This window comes from Flavobacterium psychroterrae (assembly GCF_018380615.1).
In the GTDB taxonomy this organism is placed as follows: Bacteria; Bacteroidota; Bacteroidia; order Flavobacteriales; family Flavobacteriaceae; genus Flavobacterium; species Flavobacterium psychroterrae.
The window spans coordinates 20,543-45,828 of sequence record NZ_JAGYVZ010000032.1 but is presented as its reverse complement, the minus strand read 5'-3'; the positions used below and the strand labels follow the sequence as shown (position 1 = coordinate 45,828).

At 32.0% G+C, this 25,286-nt stretch carries 27 protein-coding genes; 6 read left to right on the top strand and 21 right to left on the bottom strand.

What is annotated here, in order from left to right; translation table 11 throughout:
• Window positions 1-263 precede the first annotated feature (263 nt).
• Window positions 264-1,214, top strand: coding sequence for a magnesium transporter CorA family protein (locus tag KHA90_RS22365; protein ID WP_244860528.1), 951 nt, complete (start codon window positions 264-266; stop codon window positions 1,212-1,214).
• A 68-nt stretch (window positions 1,215-1,282) separates the two neighbouring features.
• Here KHA90_RS22365 and rluF read toward each other — a convergent pair whose 3' ends face one another.
• The 3 genes from rluF to KHA90_RS22350 form a co-directional block, all read right to left on the bottom strand.
• Window positions 1,283-2,134, bottom strand: a complete 852-nt coding sequence (gene rluF / locus KHA90_RS22360) for a 23S rRNA pseudouridine(2604) synthase RluF (RefSeq protein ID WP_213306914.1) — start codon at window positions 2,132-2,134, stop codon at window positions 1,283-1,285.
• A gap of 170 nt (window positions 2,135-2,304) precedes the next feature.
• Window positions 2,305-2,652, bottom strand: a complete 348-nt coding sequence (locus tag KHA90_RS22355) for an antibiotic biosynthesis monooxygenase family protein (protein WP_213306910.1) — start codon at window positions 2,650-2,652, stop codon at window positions 2,305-2,307.
• A 14-nt stretch (window positions 2,653-2,666) separates the two neighbouring features.
• A complete protein-coding gene (locus tag KHA90_RS22350) occupies window positions 2,667-3,758 on the bottom strand; it encodes a cytochrome P450 (protein ID WP_213306907.1) in 1,092 nt (363 codons plus the stop codon).
• A gap of 133 nt (window positions 3,759-3,891) precedes the next feature.
• Between KHA90_RS22350 and KHA90_RS22345 the strand changes: the two genes are divergently transcribed.
• Complete coding sequence (locus tag KHA90_RS22345) at window positions 3,892-4,572, top strand: ArsR/SmtB family transcription factor (protein ID WP_213306904.1); 681 nt, start codon at window positions 3,892-3,894, stop codon at window positions 4,570-4,572.
• A gap of 234 nt (window positions 4,573-4,806) precedes the next feature.
• Here the strand turns inward: KHA90_RS22345 and KHA90_RS22340 are convergent, their stop codons facing one another.
• The 3 genes from KHA90_RS22340 to KHA90_RS22330 all read right to left on the bottom strand — a co-directional run bounded on the left by KHA90_RS22340 (window position 4,807) and on the right by KHA90_RS22330 (window position 7,796).
• Window positions 4,807-5,679: an alpha/beta fold hydrolase gene (locus tag KHA90_RS22340; protein ID WP_213306901.1), complete on the bottom strand. Its 873-nt coding sequence runs from the start codon at window positions 5,677-5,679 to the stop codon at window positions 4,807-4,809.
• Between the two features lie 239 nt (window positions 5,680-5,918).
• Entirely contained in the window at window positions 5,919-6,698 is a 780-nt protein-coding gene (locus tag KHA90_RS22335) for a zinc ribbon domain-containing protein (protein ID WP_072964878.1), read from the bottom strand.
• Between the two features lie 3 nt (window positions 6,699-6,701).
• The gene (locus KHA90_RS22330) at window positions 6,702-7,796 is read right to left on the bottom strand and encodes a Nif3-like dinuclear metal center hexameric protein (RefSeq protein WP_213306898.1); all 1,095 of its coding nucleotides are present in this window, start codon (window positions 7,794-7,796) and stop codon (window positions 6,702-6,704) included.
• Window positions 7,797-7,996: 200 nt separating this feature from the next.
• Between KHA90_RS22330 and KHA90_RS22325 the strand changes: the two genes are divergently transcribed.
• From KHA90_RS22325 to lpxK, 3 genes are read left to right on the top strand one after another with little or no spacing between them, the layout of a single operon-like run.
• Window positions 7,997-8,239 (top strand): DUF2683 family protein, encoded by a 243-nt coding sequence (locus tag KHA90_RS22325; RefSeq protein WP_213306884.1) that lies wholly within the window; start codon window positions 7,997-7,999, stop codon window positions 8,237-8,239.
• A gap of 5 nt (window positions 8,240-8,244) precedes the next feature.
• Window positions 8,245-8,496: a Txe/YoeB family addiction module toxin gene (locus KHA90_RS22320; RefSeq protein ID WP_244860526.1), complete on the top strand. Its 252-nt coding sequence runs from the start codon at window positions 8,245-8,247 to the stop codon at window positions 8,494-8,496.
• Between the two features lie 4 nt (window positions 8,497-8,500).
• Window positions 8,501-9,523, top strand: coding sequence for a tetraacyldisaccharide 4'-kinase (gene lpxK / locus KHA90_RS22315; protein ID WP_213306878.1), 1,023 nt, complete (start codon window positions 8,501-8,503; stop codon window positions 9,521-9,523).
• Window positions 9,524-9,553: 30 nt separating this feature from the next.
• Here lpxK and KHA90_RS22310 read toward each other — a convergent pair whose 3' ends face one another.
• The 3 genes from KHA90_RS22310 to lipA form a co-directional block, all read right to left on the bottom strand.
• On the bottom strand, window positions 9,554-11,725 hold the full coding sequence (locus KHA90_RS22310; RefSeq protein ID WP_213306875.1) for a tetratricopeptide repeat-containing hybrid sensor histidine kinase/response regulator: 2,172 nt from the start codon (window positions 11,723-11,725) through the stop codon (window positions 9,554-9,556).
• Window positions 11,726-11,755: 30 nt separating this feature from the next.
• Window positions 11,756-12,754, bottom strand: coding sequence for a type I glyceraldehyde-3-phosphate dehydrogenase (gap, locus tag KHA90_RS22305; RefSeq protein ID WP_213306872.1), 999 nt, complete (start codon window positions 12,752-12,754; stop codon window positions 11,756-11,758).
• Between the two features lie 151 nt (window positions 12,755-12,905).
• Window positions 12,906-13,772: a lipoyl synthase gene (lipA, locus tag KHA90_RS22300; RefSeq protein WP_213306861.1), complete on the bottom strand. Its 867-nt coding sequence runs from the start codon at window positions 13,770-13,772 to the stop codon at window positions 12,906-12,908.
• A 327-nt stretch (window positions 13,773-14,099) separates the two neighbouring features.
• Between lipA and KHA90_RS22295 the strand changes: the two genes are divergently transcribed.
• Window positions 14,100-14,975: a M48 family metalloprotease gene (locus tag KHA90_RS22295; RefSeq protein WP_213306859.1), complete on the top strand. Its 876-nt coding sequence runs from the start codon at window positions 14,100-14,102 to the stop codon at window positions 14,973-14,975.
• A gap of 65 nt (window positions 14,976-15,040) precedes the next feature.
• Here KHA90_RS22295 and KHA90_RS22290 read toward each other — a convergent pair whose 3' ends face one another.
• From KHA90_RS22290 to KHA90_RS22235, 12 genes are all read right to left on the bottom strand, one after another.
• A complete protein-coding gene (locus KHA90_RS22290) occupies window positions 15,041-15,421 on the bottom strand; it encodes a PH domain-containing protein (RefSeq protein WP_065450978.1) in 381 nt (126 codons plus the stop codon).
• Window positions 15,422-15,685: 264 nt separating this feature from the next.
• Window positions 15,686-16,504, bottom strand: a complete 819-nt coding sequence (locus KHA90_RS22285; RefSeq protein ID WP_213306857.1) for an energy transducer TonB — start codon at window positions 16,502-16,504, stop codon at window positions 15,686-15,688.
• Window positions 16,505-16,658: 154 nt separating this feature from the next.
• The gene (locus KHA90_RS22280; RefSeq protein WP_213306855.1) at window positions 16,659-17,210 is read right to left on the bottom strand and encodes an RNA polymerase sigma factor; all 552 of its coding nucleotides are present in this window, start codon (window positions 17,208-17,210) and stop codon (window positions 16,659-16,661) included.
• A complete protein-coding gene (locus KHA90_RS22275; RefSeq protein WP_213306853.1) occupies window positions 17,201-18,307 on the bottom strand; it encodes a glycosyltransferase in 1,107 nt (368 codons plus the stop codon). Before KHA90_RS22275 ends, KHA90_RS22280 begins: the two co-directional genes overlap by 10 nt.
• A gap of 83 nt (window positions 18,308-18,390) precedes the next feature.
• Entirely contained in the window at window positions 18,391-19,005 is a 615-nt protein-coding gene (locus KHA90_RS22270) for an FMN-binding negative transcriptional regulator (RefSeq protein WP_213306852.1), read from the bottom strand.
• Window positions 19,006-19,007: 2 nt separating this feature from the next.
• Entirely contained in the window at window positions 19,008-19,475 is a 468-nt protein-coding gene (locus tag KHA90_RS22265; protein WP_213306851.1) for a GNAT family N-acetyltransferase, read from the bottom strand.
• Between the two features lie 5 nt (window positions 19,476-19,480).
• Entirely contained in the window at window positions 19,481-19,990 is a 510-nt protein-coding gene (locus tag KHA90_RS22260; RefSeq protein WP_213306850.1) for a hypothetical protein, read from the bottom strand.
• Window positions 19,991-20,018: 28 nt separating this feature from the next.
• Window positions 20,019-21,032 carry a UDP-N-acetylmuramate dehydrogenase gene (murB, locus tag KHA90_RS22255; protein WP_213306849.1) on the bottom strand — a complete coding sequence of 338 codons (1,014 nt, stop codon included), beginning with the start codon at window positions 21,030-21,032 and terminating at the stop codon, window positions 20,019-20,021.
• A gap of 108 nt (window positions 21,033-21,140) precedes the next feature.
• Window positions 21,141-22,244, bottom strand: a complete 1,104-nt coding sequence (gene hisC, locus KHA90_RS22250; protein WP_213306848.1) for a histidinol-phosphate transaminase — start codon at window positions 22,242-22,244, stop codon at window positions 21,141-21,143.
• Between the two features lie 211 nt (window positions 22,245-22,455).
• A complete protein-coding gene (locus KHA90_RS22245; protein ID WP_213306847.1) occupies window positions 22,456-23,517 on the bottom strand; it encodes a glycosyltransferase in 1,062 nt (353 codons plus the stop codon).
• A gap of 134 nt (window positions 23,518-23,651) precedes the next feature.
• The gene (locus KHA90_RS22240) at window positions 23,652-24,329 is read right to left on the bottom strand and encodes a DUF2461 domain-containing protein (protein ID WP_213306844.1); all 678 of its coding nucleotides are present in this window, start codon (window positions 24,327-24,329) and stop codon (window positions 23,652-23,654) included.
• Between the two features lie 10 nt (window positions 24,330-24,339).
• Complete coding sequence (locus tag KHA90_RS22235; protein ID WP_213306841.1) at window positions 24,340-25,038, bottom strand: thioredoxin domain-containing protein; 699 nt, start codon at window positions 25,036-25,038, stop codon at window positions 24,340-24,342.
• Between the last annotated feature and the right edge of the window lie 248 nt (window positions 25,039-25,286).

Below are 25,286 nucleotides of genomic sequence, written 5' to 3'. Positions count from 1 at the left end.
TCAGAACAACTATCATTTATTTTATAACCTGTTTTTAAAAAAATACAATAATAAAAAATTAAAACACTGACAATGAGACATATAAGAAATAAATTCTTTTGGTTTTATTTTTTATCGGACATTAATGTATTTAATTATAATTTTAAAGTTTTAGGTCTTAAAAATAAAGGATACTTTTGCAACACTTAAAAAAAACTTCTCCAATGGACGATTATTATTCGTTAGTATTAAATTAAATAGCTTTTGAATTTTTTCAAAATGCTATGATAAAACCCTGCAATTTTGAAATGAAAGCCTTTTACAAAAACAACAACGGATTAATCGAGATACAAGAATGGACCCCAAACTGCTGGATCAACATTGAATCTCCTTCAGAAACAGAAAAAAAATACTTATTAGAAGAGCTTCAAATTCCCGAAGCCTTTTACAATGATATCGAAGATATCGACGAAAGACCACGTATGGAATCTGAAGATGGTTGGACCTTATTTATCATGCGTGTTCCCATAAAAAGCAATGATATTAAATTACCTTTTCAAACTATACCGCTAGGATTAATTTTTAAAGATGATGTTTGTGTAACCATCAGTTTTTATGAAACAGAAATTATTGCTGATTTTGTACAGTACACGAACCGTAAAAACATTATCATAAAAGACAACTTAGATCTTGTTTTAAGATTGTTATTGTCATCAAGTGTTTGGTATTTGAAATATCTGAAACAAATTAATCAGAAGATAAAATTAGCCGAAGATAACTTAGAAAAATCGATCAAAAATGAAGAATTACAAGCACTTTTACAAATAGAAAAATGTCTTGTATTTTTTATTACTTCATTAAAGGGAAATGATGTTTTGTTTCACAGAATAAAAAATCTAAAAGCCCAAAGAGAAAACTTTGATCAGGATTTATTAGAAGATGTTGACATCGAATTAAGTCAGGCGCAAGACACAGCTAATATTTACAGCAATATTTTGACAGGAATGATGGATGCTTATGCTTCAGTAATATCAAATAACATGAATGATATTATGAAGCAAATGACTTCAATTTCAATAATTCTTATGATACCGACTTTGATCGCCAGTTTGTACGGAATGAACGTGCCAAATGGTTTAGAAGAAAGTAAATACGGTATTTGGATACTTCTTTTTGTATCTGTTGTATTATCGATTTTTGGCGTTTTTTTATTCAAAAGAAGAAGATGGTTCTGATAAAACAGATTCTAAATAGAGATAAAAAAAATCCATTCGAATCAACGAATGGATTTTTTTTATGGGATTTAATAATCTCCTTTTTTCTTAAATCGGGGATCATCTTTTGAGATAAAATCAGTTCTTCGTTTAGGAACATCGTCTTTCGAGAGAAAATCAGTTCGTCGTCTTGGAGCTTCCGGTTTTGGCAAACTCGCTTCCTCGGTTTTACTCGAAGGTTCAATTAAATGATTCAGCTCTTTAATTTCATCATCGGTCAAATCACGATAACGACCAACCGGAATATCCAGCGATATATTGATAATTCTGATGCGTTTAAGCGCCGTAACATCATAACCCAAATATTCAGTCATTCTACGAATTTGTCGGTTTAAGCCTTGAGTTAAAATGATTTTAAACGTGAATTGGCTAATTTGTTCGACTTTACATTTTCGGGTAACCGTATCTAAAATGGGAACACCATTTCCCATACGTTGTATAAAACGTTCCGTAATAGGTTTATTTACTGTAACGGTATATTCTTTTTCGTGATTATTTCTGGCGCGTAAAATCTTGTTCACAATATCACCATCATTCGTCATGAAAATTAATCCTTCACTGGCTTTGTCCAAACGTCCAATTGGGAAAATACGTTTCGGGTAATTTATATAATCCACGATATTATTGCGAACCTCTAAATTCGTCGTACATTCAATTCCAACAGGTTTATTGAAAGCAAGATACACGAGTTTTTCATGTTTCTCTACAATCAATTTTCCGTCAATACGTACTTCATCATTCTGAGAAACTTTAGTTCCCATCTCAGGTACAACACCATTTATTGTCACGCGTCCTTCCTCAATAAGTTTATCGGCTTCACGGCGGGAACAATATCCTGTTTCACCAATAAATTTATTCAGACGTTTTAAATTCTCTTCCATACTGCAAAAGTAGTCAAAATTTAGACTTGTTAGAATTTTAGATTATTAGACTTCTTAGATTGTTGGATTATTTTGAATTCTACAAGTTATTCACAAAAAAACTTAGTAACTCAGAACCTCAGAGTCTAAAAAAAACCTTTGTCCCTTTGCACCTCTGTAACTTTGCACCTTTATTTACTATGAAATTCCGAACTATCCTCAGGCGTTTCATCCCGGTCGAACATTCCATAATCGCGAACAATATTTGCAATTCTTAAATGATACTCTTTAAAAACTTCATTTCGACCTTTTTGCTGAGCGTGGCGATGCATTTCCAGATTTCTCCATTGTTGAATACTTTCTTCATCTTTCCAAAATGACAAAGACAAAACTTTTTCAGGATCGCTAAAACTCTGAAAACGTTCTATCGAAATAAAACCTTTGATATTGTCTAATTCAGGTCGCAGATTTGCTGCAATTTCTAGATATTCTGCCTTTTTTCCTTCGTTAGGAATTACTTCAAAAATTACTGCTATCATAATTTGTGTTTTTATTATTTTGCTGAAATCCAGATTTCATTTGGTAATCTGGCATTAATCAATGATTCGTACTGAATGTTGTTTTCTAAAACAGTAACGTTTTTATAATTTTCAAATAAATACCATAAAGTTTCTGTTGCTATTTGAACCGAAAAATGTTTTGCCAAACATTGATGACCGCCAATGCCGAAAGTTAGATTTTCAATATTATTGATACGATTACTATTGAAAATTGATGCATTTTCAAACTTTTCTAAATCTCGATTTGCTGCTGCAAGGACAACTAAAACAGAGTCACCTTTTTTAATTAAAGCATTTCCTAAGATAATATCATCATTCGCAATTCTTCGTGTATTATGAATTGGCGGATCAAATCGTAAAGTTTCGATAATAGATTTTTCAATTTCGGTTTTATCGGTAAAAGTTTTATGTTTGATAATCTGTAATAACGAATTACTCAAAATTCCACGCCCGGCATCATAGCATTGAATAAACAGCCCAATCAAATTACTCACAAATTTTGTTTTGATTTCGTCAAGCGAAAGTGTATTTGATTTTGACATTTTGATTAATGAATCTTCATATAAAGATTGAGATGATAAATGATTCTCGACTATCAAATAAAGATATTCTGAAATTTCATTTATAGATTTTATCTGTTCCTCCGTTTTATTCGGAAGCATAATTTTGGATATAATTGCTATTTTATCCGAAATAAAATCAGAATCATTATTGCTAAAACTAAAACTTTTTAAGAGAATAAGAATTGGTAATTTTTTACAAACCGAATTAACCCAGTCTATTTTATTTTCGACTAGATCCTTTTCAATTAATGGAGAAATGATTGTTTCGATAGTAATAGATTTCATATTTGAAAATAGCAACTTTGCAATCTCTCTCGAAATTTCATGCTCAATTCCATTTGATAAACGAGTTAAATTAACCAAAACTTTTAAAGCATATTTGTTGAGTTTTTGCTCATTGTTTTTATTCACAGTTGGAATAAATGCGTGAGGATTTTTTAAAATTTGAACACAATATACATAAGAATAAATTGTCCAGATTTTATTATCGTCATCCCAATATATCGGGTTTTTGTCCAACATATTTTCATATATTAAAAATGGATCCTAGACATCAGACTGAAGAAATAAAGTAGAAGACATATCAATTGTTTTTAGCAAAGTTATTTAACTTTACAAAGGAATACTTCATTCTATACTTAACTATGAATACTTAATGGAAGATCAATTTATAAAAGCGGCAGCATTAATTGGCGATCCAACACGTGCCTCAATTATGTGGACTTTACTGGACGGAAGAGCTTTTACGGCTACAGAATTAGCAATCTCTGCAAATACATCTCCGCAAAATATAAGTATGCATTTAGGGAAACTTCTTGAAGCCAATTTACTTTGCGTAGAAAAACAAGGCCGTCATAAATACTATAGATTTTCAAATAAAGAAGTAGCTTATGTTGTGGAGTCAATGGCAAATCTTATACCCAAACCTGAAATTTCTTCAAAAAACAAACCTGAAAATTATCCTCCAGTAAAATATTGCAGAACGTGTTACGATCATTTGGCGGGGAAAATTGGTGTAGCTTTAACCGATAGTTTATTAGAGCAAAAAATAATTATCGAAAAAAATAATACTTTTGAAATTAGTTCTGAAGGCAAAAAATGGTTCTCAGATTTTGGAATTAATATTGAAGAAGCCCAAAAACAAAAGCGAATATTTTTAAAACCATGCCTGGATTGGAGCGAACGAAGAAATCACATCGCAGGTTCAATAGGAACCTTGCTATTAAATAAAATGCTCAATGAAGACTGGATCAGAAGAACCGCAAATTCAAGAGCAATTGTTATTACAGGAAAAGGAGAAAAAGAATTTTTGAAGTATTTTAAAATAGTTGTTTAGATTTTTTCTGCAAAATCTTGTCATCCTAAGGAACGAAGGATCTCCGTAAGAAACTAACACAAACAATTCGTTCGCGGATGACGCAGATTTACTTCGTAAAAACGCAGATTTAGACGGATTTTTATTCTCATAATTTTCTAATCCCAATCTTGTCATCCTGAGGAACGAAGGACCACACTAGAAACTCCGCAAAAAATGCACAATATGCATAAAGTAATAAAAAAACTTAGTGCCTTAGCGACTTAGCGGCTCAGAACCTTCCGAAAACAAAAACTCAATCACTTTATCATACAAATCGTCATCGTGCATGCCGTGACCTAAACCTTTGGTTTCGATAAACTGACTGTTTTTCCAATTACTGGCAATCTTTTTACCTTCTGCAAAAGCTACAATCTTGTCCGAAGTGTCGTGTGCAATTAGTCCTGCAACATTAAATTCTGAAGCAAATTTTTGTCCCGAGAAATCTTCCAGTTTGAAATTGAAATGCGTTAAAAATCGACTTTCCAAAAGCGAAAATATTTTGGTATTTAAACTTAACATTGAAACATAATTGTCAATCAATGTTTTTAAATCAGATGGAGCGCCAAGAATCACCATTTTATTAATACTCGTATTCGGGAATAAATATTGGTGATAAACACAAGCTGCGCCACCAATAGAATGCCCGATAATAATTGTCGGCTGGTATTTTTCGACTGCTTTATTGATGAATTCGGCGTAAAGCGGAACATTAAATTCTTTACCGCTGCTTTGTCCGTGAGCCGGAGCATCAATTGCAATAATAGTACTTCCGGATTTTTGAAGATGTGGCAAAGTTTTTTTCCAGCGCGAAGCGTTACTTTCCCATCCGTGAACTAATAAAATTTTAGTTTCGTTTCCTTTCCAGATATAGGTTTGAAAATGATGTTCGTTATGATGAAACGTTTCCGTTTCTGTATTTTTTAATATTTTGGGTAAGTTTTCTTTTTGGAGTCTTCCAATTCTGGGCTGGCTAAAAAGTGCGTAAGAAAGTGCGACAGCTTTTTGTGGACGAACATAACTTAAGAAGTTGATATATTGCCCAACAGATTTTAATGTAATAAAACATATTCCTTTTTTAATTCTCAAAACTTATTTTTTTATAAAGATAAAAAATATGATTTTAAACTTGCTGAAAAATGTTTTGCCACAGATTAAAAGATTTTACTAAGCTGTATTTTTTCGCCACAAATTTCACGAATTCCCACTAATTAATTCGTGCTAATTCGTGAAATTCGTGGCAGAACTTTTTACTAATCTGTGAAAATCATTTTAATCTGTGGCAAAAAAAAGGCAAAAAAAAGTCCCGATTAAATCGGGACTCGTATTTAGAATTTCGAGAACAATTGTTCCATTTTTTCTTTTTCTTCTTCAGCTAATGCGCTGTCAACTAAAATTCTTCCAGAGTGCTCATCAGTAATGATTTTCTTTCTTGAAGCAATCTCAACCTGAGTTTGTGGCGGAATAGTGAAGAATGATCCTGCAGATGCTCCTCTTTCGATAGATACAACAGCTAAACCGTTACGAACACTAGTTCTGATTCTTGTATAAGCAGCTAATAATCTTTCTTCAATCTGAGCAGAAAACTCAGCTGATTTCTCAGATAAGAAGATTTCTTCTTTTTGAGTTTCAGCCATAATAGCGTCTAATTCAGATTTTTTATGTTTTAAATGAGAACTTTTAGCGTCAAGTTTTTCTTTTAAATTAGAAGTAACTTCTTTTTTATGTTCGATAGAAGCTTTCATTTCTTTGATTTGCTTTTCAGCCAATTGAATTTCTAATTCCTGAAATTCAACCTCTTTAGTCAAAGAATTAAATTCTCTGTTATTACGAACTGATTCTTGTTGTTTTGTGTATTTTTTGATAACCTCTTTGTGCTCATCAATCGCATTTTTCTTTGATTTGATAAGATCCTCAATAACCTCAAGTTCACTTTTCAGTTTTTCTGAACGCGTGCTTAAACCTGCAACTTCATCTTCAAGATCTTCCACTTCTAAAGGAAGTTCACCTCTCACGTTTCTGATTTCGTCAATTCTAGAGTCAATAAGCTGTAAATCGTATATTGCTCTTAACTTGTCCTCAACACTTAATTCTTTCGTATTCGCCATATTCTATAAGTACTTAACTGGATTTGTATTTTCTTCTGATAAAATGATGGCAAAATTAAGGATTTTTTTTCGAAGATAATCAACAATATAGTTTTTTGTATAGCGTTCGCTCTCAAAATGACCAATATCGGCTAAAAGTAACCTGTTTTCTGCTTCATAAAATTGATGGTATTTTAAATCAGACGTCAAAAAAGCATCGGCTCCGGACATGATTGCGCTTTTTATGGCAAAACTTCCAGATCCGCCTAAAACAGCAACTTTCTTTATTTTCTTTCCTAAAAATGCAGAATGTCGAATTCCTTCTGCAGTCATTTTATCTTTAACGAAGTGTAAAAAATCTTTTTCATCCATTTCAGTTTCAAGTTCGCCAATCATTCCCAAACCAATATTTTGATGTGAATTTTTGAGATCATAAACTTCATAAGCTACTTCTTCATATATATGATTCGCAAAAAGCGCTTTCAGGATTTTGGATTGTAAATGTTTTTCGAATATAACCTCAATTTTTATTTCGGTTCCTGTATGTAATTTTCCTTTTTCTCCAATTACCGGATTGCTGTTTTCATTACCCTGAAAGGTAAAAAAGCCTTCGGTATTAAAACTGCAATTTTCGTAATTACCAATTATTCCTGCGCCAGCCTGAAACATGGCATTTCTAACTTTTTCAGAATTTTCAGGAGTGGTATAAGTAACCAGTTTTTGAATAAAATTTTGCTTCGGAATCAAAACCTTAGTATTCGTTAAATCTAAAGCATCGCAGAATATTTTATTTACGCCAGCCGAATGATTATCAAGCGCAGTATGAACGGCATAAATTGCGATGTCGTTTTTGATGGCTTTCAAAATCGCACGTTCGACATAATTTTTACCTGTAATTTTTTTAATTCCGGAGAATAATATCGGGTGAAAACAAACTACAAGATTACATTTTTTAGCAATAGCTTCATCGATTACATTTTCAAGAGCATCATGACAAACCAAAATTCCGGTACTTTCAGTTTCGCTATCGCCAACTAAAAGACCAACATTGTCAAAATCTTCGGCGTAAGCCAAAGGTGCCATTTCTTCGAGAACTGCTAATATTTCTTTGATTTTCATTTTGAATTTTTAGTTTTCAGGTTTTATTTGTTTCAGGTTTCATGTTACTAATAAAAACTTGAAACGTGAAACAAATTAACGAATAAACGCATCAACTTTGAAATATTTGAGTGATATTGTTTTTTACAAATTAGTATTACCAGTAATACCGTATTACTCATATTACTAATTTTGTATCTTTGTATTTAAATCAAATGACTATGAAAACGCTAACTATAAAAATAAACGAACGCACAAAGGCTGGAAAAGCTTTTATTGCGATGTCTGATACTTTTAGAGGTGTTGATGGGATTGAAATTATTGAAACAGATTCAAAGAAAATTAAAAAAGATGAAACTACTTATAATCCTGAATTTGTAAAAATGGTTTTAGATTCAGCGAAACGAGGTGATTATACAGAAATTGATCCAAAAGATGTATGGGGAAGTTTAGGCTTAAAATAGAAAAATTGGCCGAGTCACATTTAAAAAAACATTTTAAAGCTGGTAATCAGGCTAGTATTAAAAAAATCAGTCAGATATTAGATGAACTTAGTGACACGCCTTTTGAAGGCGTTGGAAAACCAGAAGCATTAAAACACGGACTTAATGGATTTTGGTCAAGAGAAATAAATGCTAAGGACAGAATTATATATAATGTACAGGAAGATATTGTGACCGTTTTTGTGATTTCTGCAATGGGACATTATTCTGATAAATAATTTTATGAACTTACTTCGAAAAATACTTTTTCCTTTCTCCGTTTTATACGGATTCATTACTACAATCAGGAATTTACTTTTTGATAAAGGGATTTTAAAATCAACTTCATTTGATATTCCAGTGATTGCTGTTGGGAATTTAAGCGTAGGCGGAACCGGAAAAACACCTCAAATTGAATATCTTATTCGGTTATTAGCCAATCAATATAATGTTGCAACTTTAAGCCGCGGTTATAAACGAAAGTCTGAAGGTTTTGTTTTAGCCAGTGCAACTTCAAATGCTGAAATTTTAGGAGATGAACCTTTTCAGTTTTATCAAAAATTCCCCAATATTCAGGTTGCTGTTGATGCGAACAGAACAAACGGAATAATGCAATTGCTTTCACAGCCTGAAAAACCACAAGTAATTTTATTAGATGATGCGTATCAACATAGGAAAGTAAAAGCTGGGTTTTATATTTTATTAAGTTCTTACGGCGATTTGTATGCCGATGATTTTATGCTGCCAACCGGAAATTTGCGCGAAAGCAGAAGCGGAGCAAACAGGGCAAATATAATTATAGTTACAAAATGTCCGACGAATTTATCTGATGATGAACAAGAAAAAATTCGCCTGAAATTGAAACTGACTTGTTCGCAACAAATATATTTCACTTTTATAGATTATGATGATGATATTTATGGCAATGATGAAAAAGTCGCTGTAAGTGAAATTAAAAACGAATCGAAATTACTTCTTGCAGGAATTGCAAAACCAACTCCGTTTTTTGATTATTTAAAAAATGAAAATGACGAATGTCTGACTTTTCCGGATCATCATAATTTCTCTGATTCAGATTTAGAATCGATTCAGAATAAGGCTGGAAATAAAAAGATTATTACAACAGAAAAAGATTATGTACGTTTAAAAGATTCTAAACTGGTTTCGCAATTGTATTATTTACCCATAAAAAGTACATTTATAAATCATCATCAAAATTTTGACACAACGATTTTAGAATACATAAAAACAAGCTTAGTTATTTAACACCTCAGAACCTTAGTAACTTACAGAAAATCAATCAAAAAACCTTGCGATTGTACTGTAAAATTCATCCGGAACAAATGGTTTTGTAATCACGTCGTTCATCCCGAAAGATAACAGCATATCCTTATTTTCGTCAAGCGAAATAGCGGTTAAAGCGATAATAGGCGTTGTTTTGTCAAATTCCCTAATAAGTTTGGTGGCAGTTGTTCCGTTGATTCCCGGTAAATGAACATCCATTAAAATCATATCAAAACGTTTTACTTTTAAAAGTTCAACAGCATCCTCGCCATTATCGATTATTTCGCAGGTAATTACTTTGTTTTCAAGCATTTTACGAGTAATCATCTGATTGATTTTGTTATCTTCAATCAACAAAATCGATTTGTGTTTTAATTGTTTGTCGTTATATGGTTTTGTTTCTTCTGAAACTTCCAAAGGTTCTTTGTTAATATTAAAGTTAAGTTTAAAAGTAAAAGTAGAACCTTTGCCAACTTCACTTTTTAATTTTATTTCGCCGCCTAAAAGTTCAATCAGTTTTTTTACGATGGTAAGCCCTAAACCAGTACCGCCATATTTTCGGTTGACTTCAATGGATCCTTGCGAGAAACTTTCAAAAACCGTTTGTAATTTATCTTCGGGAATCCCAATTCCGGTGTCAACAATTTCAAAATAAACAGTGGCATTTTCCTCCGCTATAGCATATAATTTTGCAATTACATTTACATTTCCGTTTTGTGTAAATTTTAATGCGTTGTTAATCAGATTTAAAATAATTTGAGATATTTTAGTAGGATCACCAATTAAATTGTCCGGAATTGCTTCGTCAATTTCTAGATTAAAATAGTTTTTGTTAGCAGTAGCTAATTCTTTTAATGAGGTTTGAATATTAAATAACAACTCTTTTAAATTGAAGCAAATATTTTCTATTTCAACCTTAGTCGAGTCGATTTTATTTATTTCCAGGATTTCGTTTATGAAAGTAGTAAGGTAATTTCCTGAAAATTTTAAAGATTCTAAATACTTTAATTGCGTTTTTTTAGGATTGTCCTCAAGAAGTAAGTGTGTGATTCCGTTAATAGCATTTAGCGGAGTTCGAAGTTCATGACTTACTGTTGATAAAAATTCAGATCTGGCTTTTGATGCTTTTTCCGCTTTATTTTTGGCTATAATAAGTTCTTTGTTTTTCTCTCTTAAAAGTAAATTATTCTGATTTCGAATAATATTATTTTTATAAAGTGCCAAACTCAAAAGTGATAATATTGAGATAAGTGCAATAGCTAAAATGCTGACCAGTTTTGAATAACGATATGTTTTTAATTGTATTTTTTCTTCGCTTTCGCGTTTAAGAGTACTATTTAACGACTGATTTTTTTTGAATTCCTCAAACTCGTTAAGATCTAATTTTGCATTTTTTACTTTTAAAAGATAATTCTCTATCTGATAATGTTCGTCTAAATAGGAGTAAGCGAGGTCAAAATTTTTATTTTGTTTATAATATTGACTTATTGCTAAAATAATTTTCGATTTCTGTGCCAGATTTGCGTTTTTTTCATTGTAGTCTAAAGCATTGTCAAAATAAATAATAGCCGAGTCATTTCGTTTTAGCTGTGATTCAATTAAACCAAGTTGATAATACGAATTAGCTTTGTTTTTTATTAAAGAAGGATTGTCTCTTTTTTGAATAATTTGGCGAAAATATTTTGCTGCCAGGGGTAAGTTGTTATTTGCTTTAAGAGCCATCGCCTTTTGATACCTTAAAACTTCTGCATTGTCAACAATTTTAAGTTCCTTTAAAAGTTTCTCGGCTTTTTTGTAATAAATGTCGGCGATGTCGTAATTGCCTTTTGCTGTATTTGTAACGCCAATATAATGTAACGCCAGAACTTTGGTACAAGTTGGTTTTATGTTCTCAAATAAAGAAATGCTTTTATGAAAGTTTTTAAGTGCATCTTCGTAATTTTTTTGATTGTAATAAATTTTACCAAGCTTAAAAGTCTGATTGGCTAAATTTTCTTCTTTATGATTTGATTTGCAAAAATCAATTGACTTTTTAGTATAAAAAACCGCCTTATTGTATTTTTTATTGCAGAGGTTAGTGTCTACTAATTTGTTGTAATAGCAAACACTATCCGTATTCTGTTTGGTTTGAGAATACAAAAATGAATTAAAAAAACAAGCAACAATAAAAAGGTGATATTTCATGTATGGCAATGCTTTTACAATGAATCTATTCTATGTTTTTCTTATCAGTAAAATCAAATCAATTAATCTTGATGAATAGCCAATTTCGTTATCGTACCAGCCCACAACTTTTACCATTTTATCAATAACGGAAGTTAATTGTGCGTCGAACAAACACGAATGTGTATTGCCAATTACATCAACAGAAACGATAGGATCTTCTGTGTAATCTAATATTCCTTTTAAATTTGTCTTTGAGGCTTTTTGGAATGCTTTATTAATTTCTTCAATAGTAACAGCACGTTTTACATTAAACGTAATATCTGTCAATGAACCATCGGGAACAGGAACGCGAATTCCACAACCTCCGATTTTTTCATGCAATTTAGGAAAAATTTTTGTTAATGCCTTAGCTGCACCTGTAGTTGTTGGAACAATTGACTGACTTGCGCCTCTTGCACGACGTAAATCCTTATGTGGCTGGTCGTGAAGGCTTTGGTCTGTTGTGTAAGAATGTATTGTTGTAATGTAAGCTTGTTCGATTCCGCACAACTCATCAATGATTTTTATCATCGGAGCAGCATTATTTGTGGTACAGCTTGCATTAGAAACAATGTCTTCTGTTCCGTCCAGAATGTGTTCGTTAACGCCTAAAACTACAGTTTTTATAGTATCCACTTCTGATGGAGCCGAAAGTATTACTTTTTTTGCTCCTGCTTCAAGATGTGTATTTAGTTCTTCGTGCGTTTTATATTTTCCTGTAGATTCTACTACAAAATCAATATTATGGCTTTTCCAGTCTAAATTTGAAATTTTTTTTTCGTGAAAAAACAAATAATGTTTTTCGTTGACAATGATTCCTTTTTCGTCATGACTCACAATAAAAGGCAAAACACCGTGAATACTGTCGTATTTTATTAAATGTGCCATGGTTTTATTATCGGCAATATCGTTGATGGCAACAACTTCAATGTCAGGATGGTTTAAAAGTAAACGGAATAAATTTCTACCAATTCTTCCGAAACCATTAATAGCAATTCTAGTTTTCAAACTTTTTGTTTATTTGTTTATTTGTTTAACTGTTTATTGTTTTCTCATCTTGATGGCTAAACGAATAAACGATTAAACTTTTTGTTTATTTATTAACAGTCTATTCGTTTAATCGATATACCAATCAAACGAATAAACGATTAAATTTTTTTTAAAGAATATGTTTTTGTGCTTTGTATGAAGAACGAACAAGAGGTCCGCTTTCAACATGACGGAAACCTAATTCAAGACCAAATTTCTCATAAATTGCGAACTGATCTGGTGTTATAAATTCTTTTACTGGTAAATGTTTTTTACTTGGCTGTAGGTATTGGCCAATTGTAACAACATCAACATTTGCATTACGTAAATCTGTCATAGTCTGGAAAACTTCTTCTTCAGTTTCTCCAAGACCTAACATAATTCCGGATTTAGTTCTGTTGATTCCTTTTTCTTTCAGATAACGTAAAACTTCTAAACTACGATCGTACTTTGCCTGTATACGTACTTCACGAGTCAAACGGCGCACCGTTTCAACATTATGAGATACCACTTCAGGATTTGCCTCTACAATTCTGTCAATATTTCTTTCGATTCCCTGAAAATCAGGGATTAAAGTTTCAAGCGTAGTATTTGGGTTCATTCTGCGAATTGCCTTTACAGTTTCAATCCAGATAATAGAACCGCCATCTTTTAAATCATCTCTGTCAACACTTGTGATTACAGCGTGTTTGATATTCATGATTTTTATAGAACGCGCTACTTTTTCAGGTTCGTCCCAGTCTACCGTTTCAGGCCTACCAGTTTTTACACCGCAAAATCCGCATGAACGGGTACAAACGTTTCCTAAAATCATAAAAGTTGCTGTTCCTTCGCCCCAGCATTCACCCATATTTGGGCAACTTCCTGAGGTACAAATGGTGTTTAAGCTATATTTATCGACTAAACCGCGAAGTTCAGTATATTTTTGTCCAATTGGAAGTTTAACTTTTAACCATTTAGGTTTTCCAACAGGTACATTTTCAACGACTGTTTCCATATATCAAAATTCAAAGTACAAAGATAACGAATGTAGTTTATTTGGAGATTCGTTTAGGATTTAATTTGATATTGATCGGTAATAGTTTGAAAAAACCTTTTTGATAATAAATTTACGGTCGTGTTAAATTATTGTTTTTAAATCATGATGCTAATTAAAATGGCTTTCTTTTGTTTGAAAATTTCAATAAGAAGAATAATAATGACATAATGCTGATTTTTACTCGTTTAATATTTATATCTTTATTTGTTATAAAATGATTTTAATTCAAATAGAAATACGTAAACATTGTAATACATTTGTTGTTAAATTGTAATAATATAAAACATGAAAAAGAAATTTATTGTATTGGGAGTTTTGTTTGCCACTTTTGGTTTTACTAAAATGAATGCGCAGATTAATTTTGGAGAAAAAGCCCTTGGAGCTGTTCAAAAAGGAGTGACAGGTTTTACTTTTAGTAATGCTGATGCCGCTGCGCTGTCTAAAGCTGCAGTAGATAAAATGGATACGGAGCATGAAGTTGCAGCAGCGACTGATCCTTATACTTTAAGATTGAACAGAGTATTTGGGAAATATACTGCGGGCGATGGTTATACCTTAAACTATAAAGTTTACAAACTTAAAGAAGTAAATGCATTTGCAACTGCAGATGGAAGTGTTCGTGTATATTCAGGATTAATGGATATTATGGATGATAATGAATTATTAGCTGTAATTGGTCACGAAATTGGTCACGTTGCTAATAATGATTCAAGAGATGCAATAAAAGCAGCGTATAGAAAAGAAGCTTTATTAGAAGGAGCAGCTTCACAATCAGCAACAATTGCAAGTGTAACTGATAGTCAGTTAGGAAAAATAGGAAGTTCTATTATTGACAGTAAATTTAGCCGTAAGCAAGAATCAGAAGCGGATTTATTTTCTTATAACTTTTTAAAGAAAAATGGATACAATGTAAATGCTGAAGAATCTGCTTTTAGAATTCTGGCAAAAATGAGTGAAGGTACTGAAGCTTCGTTCATTGATCAGATGATGAGTTCACATCCGGATTCAAAACAAAGAGCTGATGATGCTAAAGCCAGAGCAGAAAAAGATGGTTTGTATAAAGCATATGTGCAACAAAAAATTGTAAATACTGCGCCGGTTGTAAAAACAACCACCAAGAAAACGACCACAACTAAAAAAACGACGACTAAAAAGAAATAATATCTTTAGTTTAAAAATACAAAACCCGACAGATTTTAAATTTGTCGGGTTTGTTGTTTTATGGTCTAGCCTAAAACGTGAAAAGCCAATACTTTTTGTACATCGTACACATTTACAGATTTATTAAACTGTTTTACGATACTTGGATTTAATTCACTTGAAACCCATATTTTTAATTCGGCATCAAGATCAAAAGTTCCGGCAGTTTCTACGCTAAAGCGAGTAATGCTTTTATAAGCGATTGATTTGTATTCGGTTTTACTTCCTGTAATTCCTTGTACGTCAACCAGAATTAATCGTTTGTTCGTGAAAATAAACGTGTCACGAATAAGTTTAAAACCCATTTCGATTTCTTCATTATCAGTTAAAAGCTGACCGTATTTTTTAATTAAATCTTCCTGACTTACTGAACCAGCGTTACCAAGAATAGCTGAAAATATTCCCATTTTTTAGTTTTTAATTTTAATAGATTTTGATTTTCCTTTTTAGGAGTTGTAAAAGTAATTAAAATTAAAAATAATATCGTTTTTCTAAGTATTAAGAGATTAAAATTTAATAGCATAAAGCCGCGAAGTCGCAAAGAGTTAAATTTAAAAACTTTGCGACTTCGGGACTTTGCGTGATTTAAAAAAAAACTAATCTTTTTTTAATTTCCTAATTTCAATGAAAAGCATAAAAAAAGCAGAACCTAAATTCTGCTTTTTGTTTATTTATTCTGCTTCCGTTTTTATAGTTATTGGAAGATTATAGGCAGTTCGAACTGCTTTCCCGTTTAATACTCCGGGAATCCATTTTGTTTTTAGTGATTTTAAAACTCTGATCGCTTCTTTTCCAAGTCCGTAACCAGGATCATTTTTTACCATGATATCAGTAATAGAACCGTCTCTTTCAATTACGAACGAAACGTACACTTTTAATGTTCTGTCAGCATCAAGTTCAGGTTTGTTAAAGTTATTACCTACATAAGTGTAAAACTTAGCCATTCCTCCCGGAAATTCTGGTAGTTTATCTAGAGCATCTGTTGGTATAGCCTCGTTGGTTATTGGTACTGCCATTACAACTTCTGGATTTCCGCCAGTTGCTGGCATTGTATTCACACCAGGTCCTGCTCCTTCAGGATTTTGTATTCCCGTTGTGTTATTTACATTAGTAGCAATTTCCGGAAGTTCCTGATCTGGTGCAGCAATAACAGGATGTGTTAATTGCGTACTTGTAGACGGTGCTGCGGCTGCACTTTGTTGCTGAGGAATAGTTGGTTCAGGTTTAACTGGCTGAACTGGCATTGGAGTCATGTCCACAGGAGTTAAAGGCTCGTAAATAACTGGCTCTTCTACGGGAGCTACCGTCCTAAATTTGTTAATTAACATTGATACACTTGCTAAAGCTGCTAATAATAGCAAACCCATAAATAGAGCGGTAATGGTGGTTTTTGAATTCTCCTGGCGTAATTGATACGCACCGTACTCTTTGTTTTTGTTTTCGAAAACAAGATTGGTCCAACTTGCTTTGTAGATACTGGATTTAGACATGATTATGGATTTTAAGGTTAAGTAACGTTTAACTCATAAGCAATAAGGTTTTGGGTTTAGCTAACAACAGAATGTTGTAGTTTTAAAGTGTGGAAAGTTTACTTTTTTAAGAATAAATCGAATGATATCTTATTCTTTATCTAAAGATAATAAATTATCTATTACGTTCGATAATTTCAGCTAATAATTTTTTAGCGCGAAGTAATTTTACTTTTACGTTGCTCAAAGGCTCATCGATTTTAAGTGCGATTTCCTGATAAGTCATTTCCTGAAAGTAGCGTAAATGAATTACTTCCTGATAATGTGGTTTAAGTTCTTTGATGCATTGAAGTAAGCGGGAAAGATTTTGTTCTTTAATTAAAGCATCTTCCGCAGATGGAGTGGTATCGGCAATATTATAAGCCTGTTGGTCTTCGGTATCAGTGATTTCTATAAAAAGATTGGTTTTCTTTTTACGTAATAAATCAATATAAACATTTTTTGCAATAGCAATTAACCAGGTATTAAATTGAAATTCAGGGTTGTAAGATGCTATTTTGTCAAATGCTTTCGAGAAGGTTTCAATAGTAATATCTTCGGCAGTAGTTTCGTTTTCTGTACGTTTAAGCATAAAGCCGTAAACTTCATTCCAGAAATAATCTAATAAAAAAGTAAAGGCGATCTGATCGCCCTTTTTTGCTTTTTCTATTTTAGAATTTATTTCCAATATACAGGTTTTGAAAAGATATTAGTTATAAAGATATTAATTTGCGTGAATATAAGCATGATTTCTACTATAGGAAACCAAATTTTAAGGTCATTTTCTTTTAATTTTCCTGCAGAAAATCCAATTACAGTCCATACTATAGTATATCGTGTTGCTAAAATGGCCAATACAGCAATCCATTGAAATTGAAAAGCCAATAATATAATAACTAATAAAAAGAAAAATAATTGTGAGATAAAGAATAAACCTAACTGCATTTTATCAAAAAACTTATAATGTTCAGCAGTAGATATATGTCTTCTTTTTTGAGTAAACCATTCTCCATAAGTTTCTTTTGGTTTTGAATAAGTGAAACTTTCCGGTGTATATGAAATGGTTGTATTTTCTTTAGTTGAAGCCTGATTGATAAACAAATCATCATCGCCTGAACGAATCTGTATGTGCTCAATAAAACCATTTACATTAAAAAATTCTTCTTTTTTATACGCTAAATTTCGACCAACGCCCATATAAGGAAGTCCTAATTTTGCCCACGAAAAATATTGCACAGCTGTTAAAACAGTTTCAAAACGGATAATTTTATTCAATAGAGAACGCTCGATTTTTTCGTAACCGCCATAACCCAGAACAATTGTTTTGTTCATGGTAAATTGCGAAGTCATTGCAGTAATCCAGTCTTTTGAAGTTGGGTAACAATCTGCATCTGTAAAAAGTAAATATTCTTTTTTTGAAGCTTTGATCCCTAAAGTTAAAGCGTATTTTTTATTACCCCAAAATGCTTCGTTATTTTGTACTTTAACCAAACGAATGTTAGGATATTGTTGTTCAAATTGCTCAAACACTTCTAATGTTTCGTCGCTTGAAGCATCGTCAATTAAAACAATTTCAAAATCAGGGTAATCTTGTTCTGCTAATAGCGGAATGAACTTTTTGACATTTTCTTCTTCATTTTTAGCACAAACAATTACTGAAACGGGGAGTTTTTTTGATGTAATCTCTTGTGGTTTTCCAAAAGCAAATTTTCCAAAAATTCCTAAGTAATAGAAAATTTGAATAAAAACAATAGCAATAAAGAAGTAAAATAAAGTTATAAGCATCTGATTTTAATGTCTTTTAATTTCTGAATCTTGCGCGTGCAAATGTACTTATGAATTCCTAGATTTCAATGGCTAAAGCCAATTTACTTTCGGCATTTTGACATTTCGTTCGCAACAGCAATAGCCTGAGGGTTTTCGGTTTTTTCTAACTCTGAAATTATATTTTTATAATTGTGATCATCTCTGTTTTGAGATAGTTTTTTGGTTGCCTGAATCTCATCAATTTCAATTTCAAAAGCAAAAATTCCTCTCGCTTCGCGCATTGTTTTTACAGACAAATCTTCAACACGAACGGGATTTTTTGAATTTGCTTCGTATTTATCTACTAATTTTTTGAGTTGTTCAACTCCTGTTTCGTAGTCAACAATTTTGATTCTTCCATAAACATGTACGGCTATATAGTTCCAGGTGGGTACATTTTCATGATCGTACCATGAAGATGAAATATAACTGTGCGGACCTGAAAATATCGCTAAAACCTGATCGTTTTCGTTAAAACCTTCTGCTTGCGGATTCAGTTTTGAAATATGACCTTCTAAAATTTCTTTTCCGTCAGCATTAATTTCAAGTTCTATTGGGATATGTGTGGCACAAAATTTTCCTTGAGTCTGATTTACGAGGATTCCAAAACTATTTTCTTTCAAAAAAGTTCTGATTGATTCTGGATCTTCGTCTTTGTATATAGTAGGAGTATACATTTTTATGAATTTTGATTTAAAGATTTTCCCAAACAAATAGCTTCTGGTCGATCTGTATATTTTCCGTAATTCGGAATGATTTTATAGCCTTGTTTTTGATAAAATTGAATAGCACTTTCATTTTTTAATCGTGTTTCTAAAACCAAATCAGTATATCCCAGTGTTGCTGCTTTTTCTTCTAAAAATAATAAAATAGTTTTACCAATCTTCTTTCCGGGAAATTTAGAATACATTCTTTTTATTTCTCCCGTATTTTCGTCGATAGGTCGGACTGCTCCGCAACCAACAACTTCATCATTAATTTCGGCAATAACAAATACAAATTTCGAGTTGTTGTTTTGCCAATCCTGAAAAGAATTTTTTCCGTCACTTCCAAAACGAAGATAAAGATTTTCAGACAATTCTTCCGTGATTGCCAGCACTTTTTCATTGTCTGGATTTACTGTCCTGATAGAAATTATTTCTGCCATTATTTTTAAATTTCAATACCCTTTTTGTTCAAATTAAATGAACTTCGATTCGTACTTAAATATAAAGTGAAAATTCCAATAATAGTGAAAGTAACACCTTCAATTAAACATTGTGTTTCAAAATCATCAGAAAATGCGGTTCTGAAAAAGTTAAATACACGTGATATTACTCCTTTTCTAAAAAACTTAAGTCTTAAAATAAAGTACATTGCGACTGCAACTATAATACTGTTTAATGGGGAAAGTTTATTTTTCCAGTTGAGGAAAGAAACAATTATGATCCCGAATAATAATCCAAAAAATATCCAGATGTAAACGTTGGGCCAAAAAATAGGAATATCTTCTTTTGTTGGAAAAAATTTATCACAACATTCAGATTTTTGATCTGAAAAATGAGTTTTTGCACAAATCATTTTTTCTGCAACAGTATAAAATCGTAATTGCATAATACCATTAACAAGGAAAATCATTCCCAATAATTGAATTACAGCAACCTTGATATTAAGTTTCTTCATTTATAGAATATGATTCGTAAATCAGCGATTAAATTACATTTACTTCGGCTTCGATATGAATGCCAAAAGTTTCAAAAACAGTTTTTTGAACATCTCTGGAAACGGCTAAAATTTCCTGTCCTGTTGCGTTCCCGTAATTTACTAAAACCAATGCCTGATTTTTATGAACTCCCGCATCTCCAAAACGTTTTCCTTTAAAACCCGCTTGTTCAATTAACCATCCAGCAGGAACTTTTACTTCAGTTGCTGAAATTTCATAATATTTCATTTCCGGAAATTTTTGATGAATTTTCTCGAAATCAGATTTTAATAAAATTGGATTTTTAAAGAAGCTTCCGCTATTTCCCAGTTCTTTCGGATCCGGTAATTTGCTTTGTCTGATTGCAATTACGGCATTACTTACCTCCTTAAGAGTTGGAGTTGTAATATTATTTTTGGTCAATTCAGCCGTAATATCTCCGTATGAAGTATTGATTTTGTGATTGCGTTTCGTCAATTTATAGATTACAGATGTAATTATATATTGATCTTTAACTTCATTTTTAAAAATGCTTTCTCTGTAACCAAAATTACATTCAGCATTTATAAATGTTTTTATTTCCTGAGAATTAATATTGATAGCTTCGCAAGAAACAAAAGTGTCTTTTATTTCGGTTCCATAAGCGCCAATATTCTGAACCGGAGTTGTACCAACATTTCCGGGAATAAGCGACATGTTTTCTAAACCGCCAAAATTGTTTTCGATAGTGTAAAGTACGAAATCATGCCAGGTTTCTCCCGCCTGACTTTCAACCCAGACAGAATCTTCATCTTCTTTAATGATTTTTTTGCCTTTTAAATCAATATGAATCACCAACGCATCAATATCTTTGGTCAAAAGCATATTGCTTCCGCCGCCTAAAATAAATTTTTTCTCGTTTTTATATTTTTCTAAAATGGTTTTCAATTCATCTACAGAATGAATGGCAACAAATTGTTTTGCTTTGGCTTCAATGCCAAAAGTATTGTAGTTTTTTAAAGAAAAATTGGATTGGATTTCCATAAATAAAATGCTTTTTGAATCCCGAAATTTCGGGATAATTCTGAGATCAAAAGTAACGATTATAATTTATTTGAATAGATTTTCTGAAAAATAACGGATAATAAAATTTTACTTTAAAGCTGCAATAAAAAGCTGCATTTCCTTCATAGTTCCAATAGTGATTCTGGTCCACTTTCCGTTTTCTTCATAGATTTTTGTTCCTAATATATTATGATTTTCTAATTGCTTAAAATAATCTTTTTTGTAGTTTTCTAAAGAGAAATAAATGAAATTCGAATAAGACGGAATACAAGTTAAGTTTAATTGGGTAAGTTGGTCAATAGTATATTTCTTAACTTCTTCATTGTTGGAATTTACTTGTTTAACGAAATTTTCATCTTGTAAAGATGCTATTGCGCCTGCAGTTGAAACAACGCCTACGGAATCGTTAGCAGATGATTTTAAACTGCCAATTTCTTCAATAGTAGCAGGATTTGCAATGGCATAACCAATGCGTGCGCCAGCTAATCCATACATTTTTGAAAAAGTTTTAGCAATGATTAGGTTTTTATTCTCTGTAACTAAGTTGCTCAATGATTGCTCTTTAGTAAAATCGATATAAGCTTCGTCTACAAATACAATAACTTTTTTGGTTGCTTCATTTATAAATGATACCAGTTTTTCTCTATCGCATATTGTTCCTGTTGGATTATTAGGATTACAGATGTAGATCATTTTTGTATCGGCGTCAATTGCTTTCAGCATTGCCGTTAAATCATGTTTTTTGTCTTTGGTTAATGGAATTTTAATTTTTTTAAGTCCTAATTTTTCACAAGGAGCTGTCCAGTAATTGTATGTGGTTTCTGCCATTATAAAATTACCTTTCTTTAAAGCAGTATATTGAAGTACTAAATCTAAAATTTCTGTTGAACCTGCACCAAGTAAAATGTTATTGTCTGCAACATTGTTCTTTTTGGCAAGAGCCGAAATTAATTCCGATTCAAGATTCCAGCCGTATCGATTACTATTATTGACGCTTTTTGTCATTGCGATTCGAGCAAGCGGAGAAGGACCGTAAGGATTTTCATTTGATCTTAATAATATAGGTGAATTATCAAAATCAGGTAAAACATAATCTTCTGCTAGAGGATTTGCAAACGTTTCAAATGGAATAAAACCTAAACCTATTGTGCCTAAACCTATTTGTCTTAGCCAGTTTCTTCTGTTATTCATCTCTTTTTTAGATTAAATTAAAAAATTCAGTGAAACAGTATGACGTTAAGATTGTAAAATTGTTACGTGTTGTGAGGTTTTTACCGCAACGTTCGCAAAGATTTTTTTACTTATTTGTATGTTAAAAACTCAAAGTTCGCAAAGCTTTGTGTTGATAAAGCTTTGCGAACTCTGTGTTTTTCTATTTATAAAATCTTGGTGCACTCTGTGGTTAATTTTCGCTCAAATCCAATAACTCGTGATATTTATCGGCAATAATCTTCATATTGATATCGTAATTAGCATTTTCTTCAACAAATTTTCTGTTTTGAAGAATTGCATTATTTCGGGATTCAGTATTTTCAAAAGACCAGATCAATTCTTCGGCAAGCATTTCGATATTATCAATTTCAATTAATTGTCCGTTTTCGCGATGTTTGATCCAACTTTGATTTCCGGGAATATCAGAAACTACCGGATAACAATTACAAGCCATTGCCTCAAATAACGAAGCCGAAACGCCTTCGGTAATTGGCATACTGATATAAATATTAGATTGCTGTAATAATTTAGGAAGTTCTGTATTTGGAATTCTGCCTGTAAAAATTACTTTGTTTTCAATTTGTAAAGCTGCGGCTAAATCTTTTAAGGATTGTAAACGGGTTCCATCGCCAACAATTGTCAGAGAGAAATCAATTTCTTTTTGATGTAGAATTGCAAAAGCTTTCAAAATAGAATCATGACGATATTCGGATTGTAAAGAACGCGTTACAATCGCCTCAATTTTATTCGAATTATTAATTGAAGGAGAAAAAAGCGTTAGGTCAATTCCTTTCGGGATAACCAAAACTTTATTCATGTCAACGCCAACTGCTTTCATCGAAATGGTCATAACAGGTCCCCAGGCATGAATTAAATCGGCTTTTTTGAACGCGTGTTTCTGAATTATTTTCTTGAAAGGCAATAAAACAGAGCCATCTGGCCATAAATCAGTTCGGCCTTGTTGTGCAATTGCAATAGGATGCATTCCTGAAATTGCAGCGAGAAAACCATAACTCGTGGTTCTTTCGGCAATAATCATATCGGGTTTTTGCTCACGAATTGTTTTCCGAATAGAAATAGGAGAGAAGGCGTATTCTAAAATGCGCTTGAACCTGTTGAGTTTTGTATTGTTTGGTGTTTGAAGTTCCCAAGTGCAAATTTCAAAATCTCCAAATTCTTTCAAACCATTCATCCATGTAATAGCGTCGGTACGGTACGATTCTCCAAGAAAAAGTATTTTCTTTTTAGTCATTTGGGATTTGATTTTTACCACAAATTTCACAAATTAGCACAAATTGCATTTTTGGAAATTGTAATTGAAAGTTTTAGACTGTTTAGTTTTTCTAAATAAATTTGTGTGAATTTGCGTAATTTGTGGTTAAATTTTTAAAATTCCTCTGTTTCTAAAGCGCGATTAATGAATTCGTTTAATGGTTTTAAAGCGATTAACTTCTTGCTCATTTTTGCGACAAAATCTTTTTGAGTGACTTCAGAAATATCAAATTTCTGAGTTGTCGTGAAACTTTTCAATTTTAAAAACTCAATTGCAGGATGGTCTTTCTCATAACCTCTTGGCGGATTTTTAAGCGAATTATTTTCGTCGATATCTAAATTTCCAAATTCCTTTTTGAAGTTTTTATCTTTTAAGATAACTTCTAAATCATCATGAAAGAAAGCAATTTCTTTTCTGACTTTTTTTAATTGGTCAGGATCCGGAGAATAAAATCCGCCCGCAATAAAACTGGCGCCTTTTTCAATATGTACATAATATCCGGAACGGTTTTGACCTTTTGCACCAGACGACAGCCAAACGCCTAAATGTGCTTTGTAAGGAGATTTATCTTTTGAAAACCGAATATCACGATTGATTCTGAAAGTACAGTTTTTAATTTCCAGTAATTCTAATGAAGCATCAAGCGGTTTCATAGCATCCAGAAAATCACCCACTAATTGATGATAATCTTTTTTGAAAATCTCATATCGTTTTTTATTGTCCTGAAACCAATCTCTATTGTTGTTCTTTTTTAAGTCGTCTATAAATTGCAATGATTCTTTGGTAAGCATATCTCTGTATTTATTGCAGTTGTTTTTTTAAATCTTTTTCGCTGATAAGTCCCGTATTTTTCCACTGAACCGCTTTGTTTTCGTATAAAACCAAAGTTGGAAGCTGATCAATTTTAAGTTGAGTTGCCATCGTTTTGTTTTTGTCAACATCAATTCTGATAACGACAACTTTGTCTGTCATTTCCTTTTGCATTTTCAAAATATACGGTTCCATTTGTTTGCAAGGTCCGCACCATTCGGCATAAAAATCGACCAAAACTTTTTTATCTGTATTTAATAAATCATTAAAGTCGTTCATTGATATTCCAACTTCGGTTGTTGCTTGTTTTCCAAATCCTTCTTCATTCCAGTTCATGATTCCGCCTTCGAGTTCATAAACAGTAGTAAAACCTAATTCAGTTAGTTTTGTAGCTGCTTTTTTGCTTCTTCCTCCGCTTAAGCAATACACATAAATAGGTTTTGATTTGTCGTAAGATCCTGCTTTTGATGCAAAATCGTCACTATTCCAATTTACGTTTCTGGCATTATCAATATGTTCAGACTCAAATTCTTCGGGAGTTCTCACGTCTAAAATTTGTGGCTTTTCGGTTGTTTTAATTTTTTTTGCAAATTCCTTTGGCGCAATTGATTCAAAAGAATTCGATTTCTTGTCGTTACAGGAAATGAATAGAACTGAAATTATTAATAATAAAATTTTGGGGAATTTCATGATTCTGAATTTAAAATGGTATTGCTAAAGTAATGATTTTTGATTTTATATGTTCGGTTTTGGTTTGGCTACGAATTTCACTAATTAGCACGAATTTATAAATAATGCCTTAACGCTTAGCTTTGACATAGGTGGTCTGCGCATTTTTGTGGTTACTTTGTTACTTTGTGATTACTTGTCTCAAAATAAAACACGAATTAAACTGATTCGCTTCGCAAAGACGCGGATAAAAACGGATTTTTATTTGA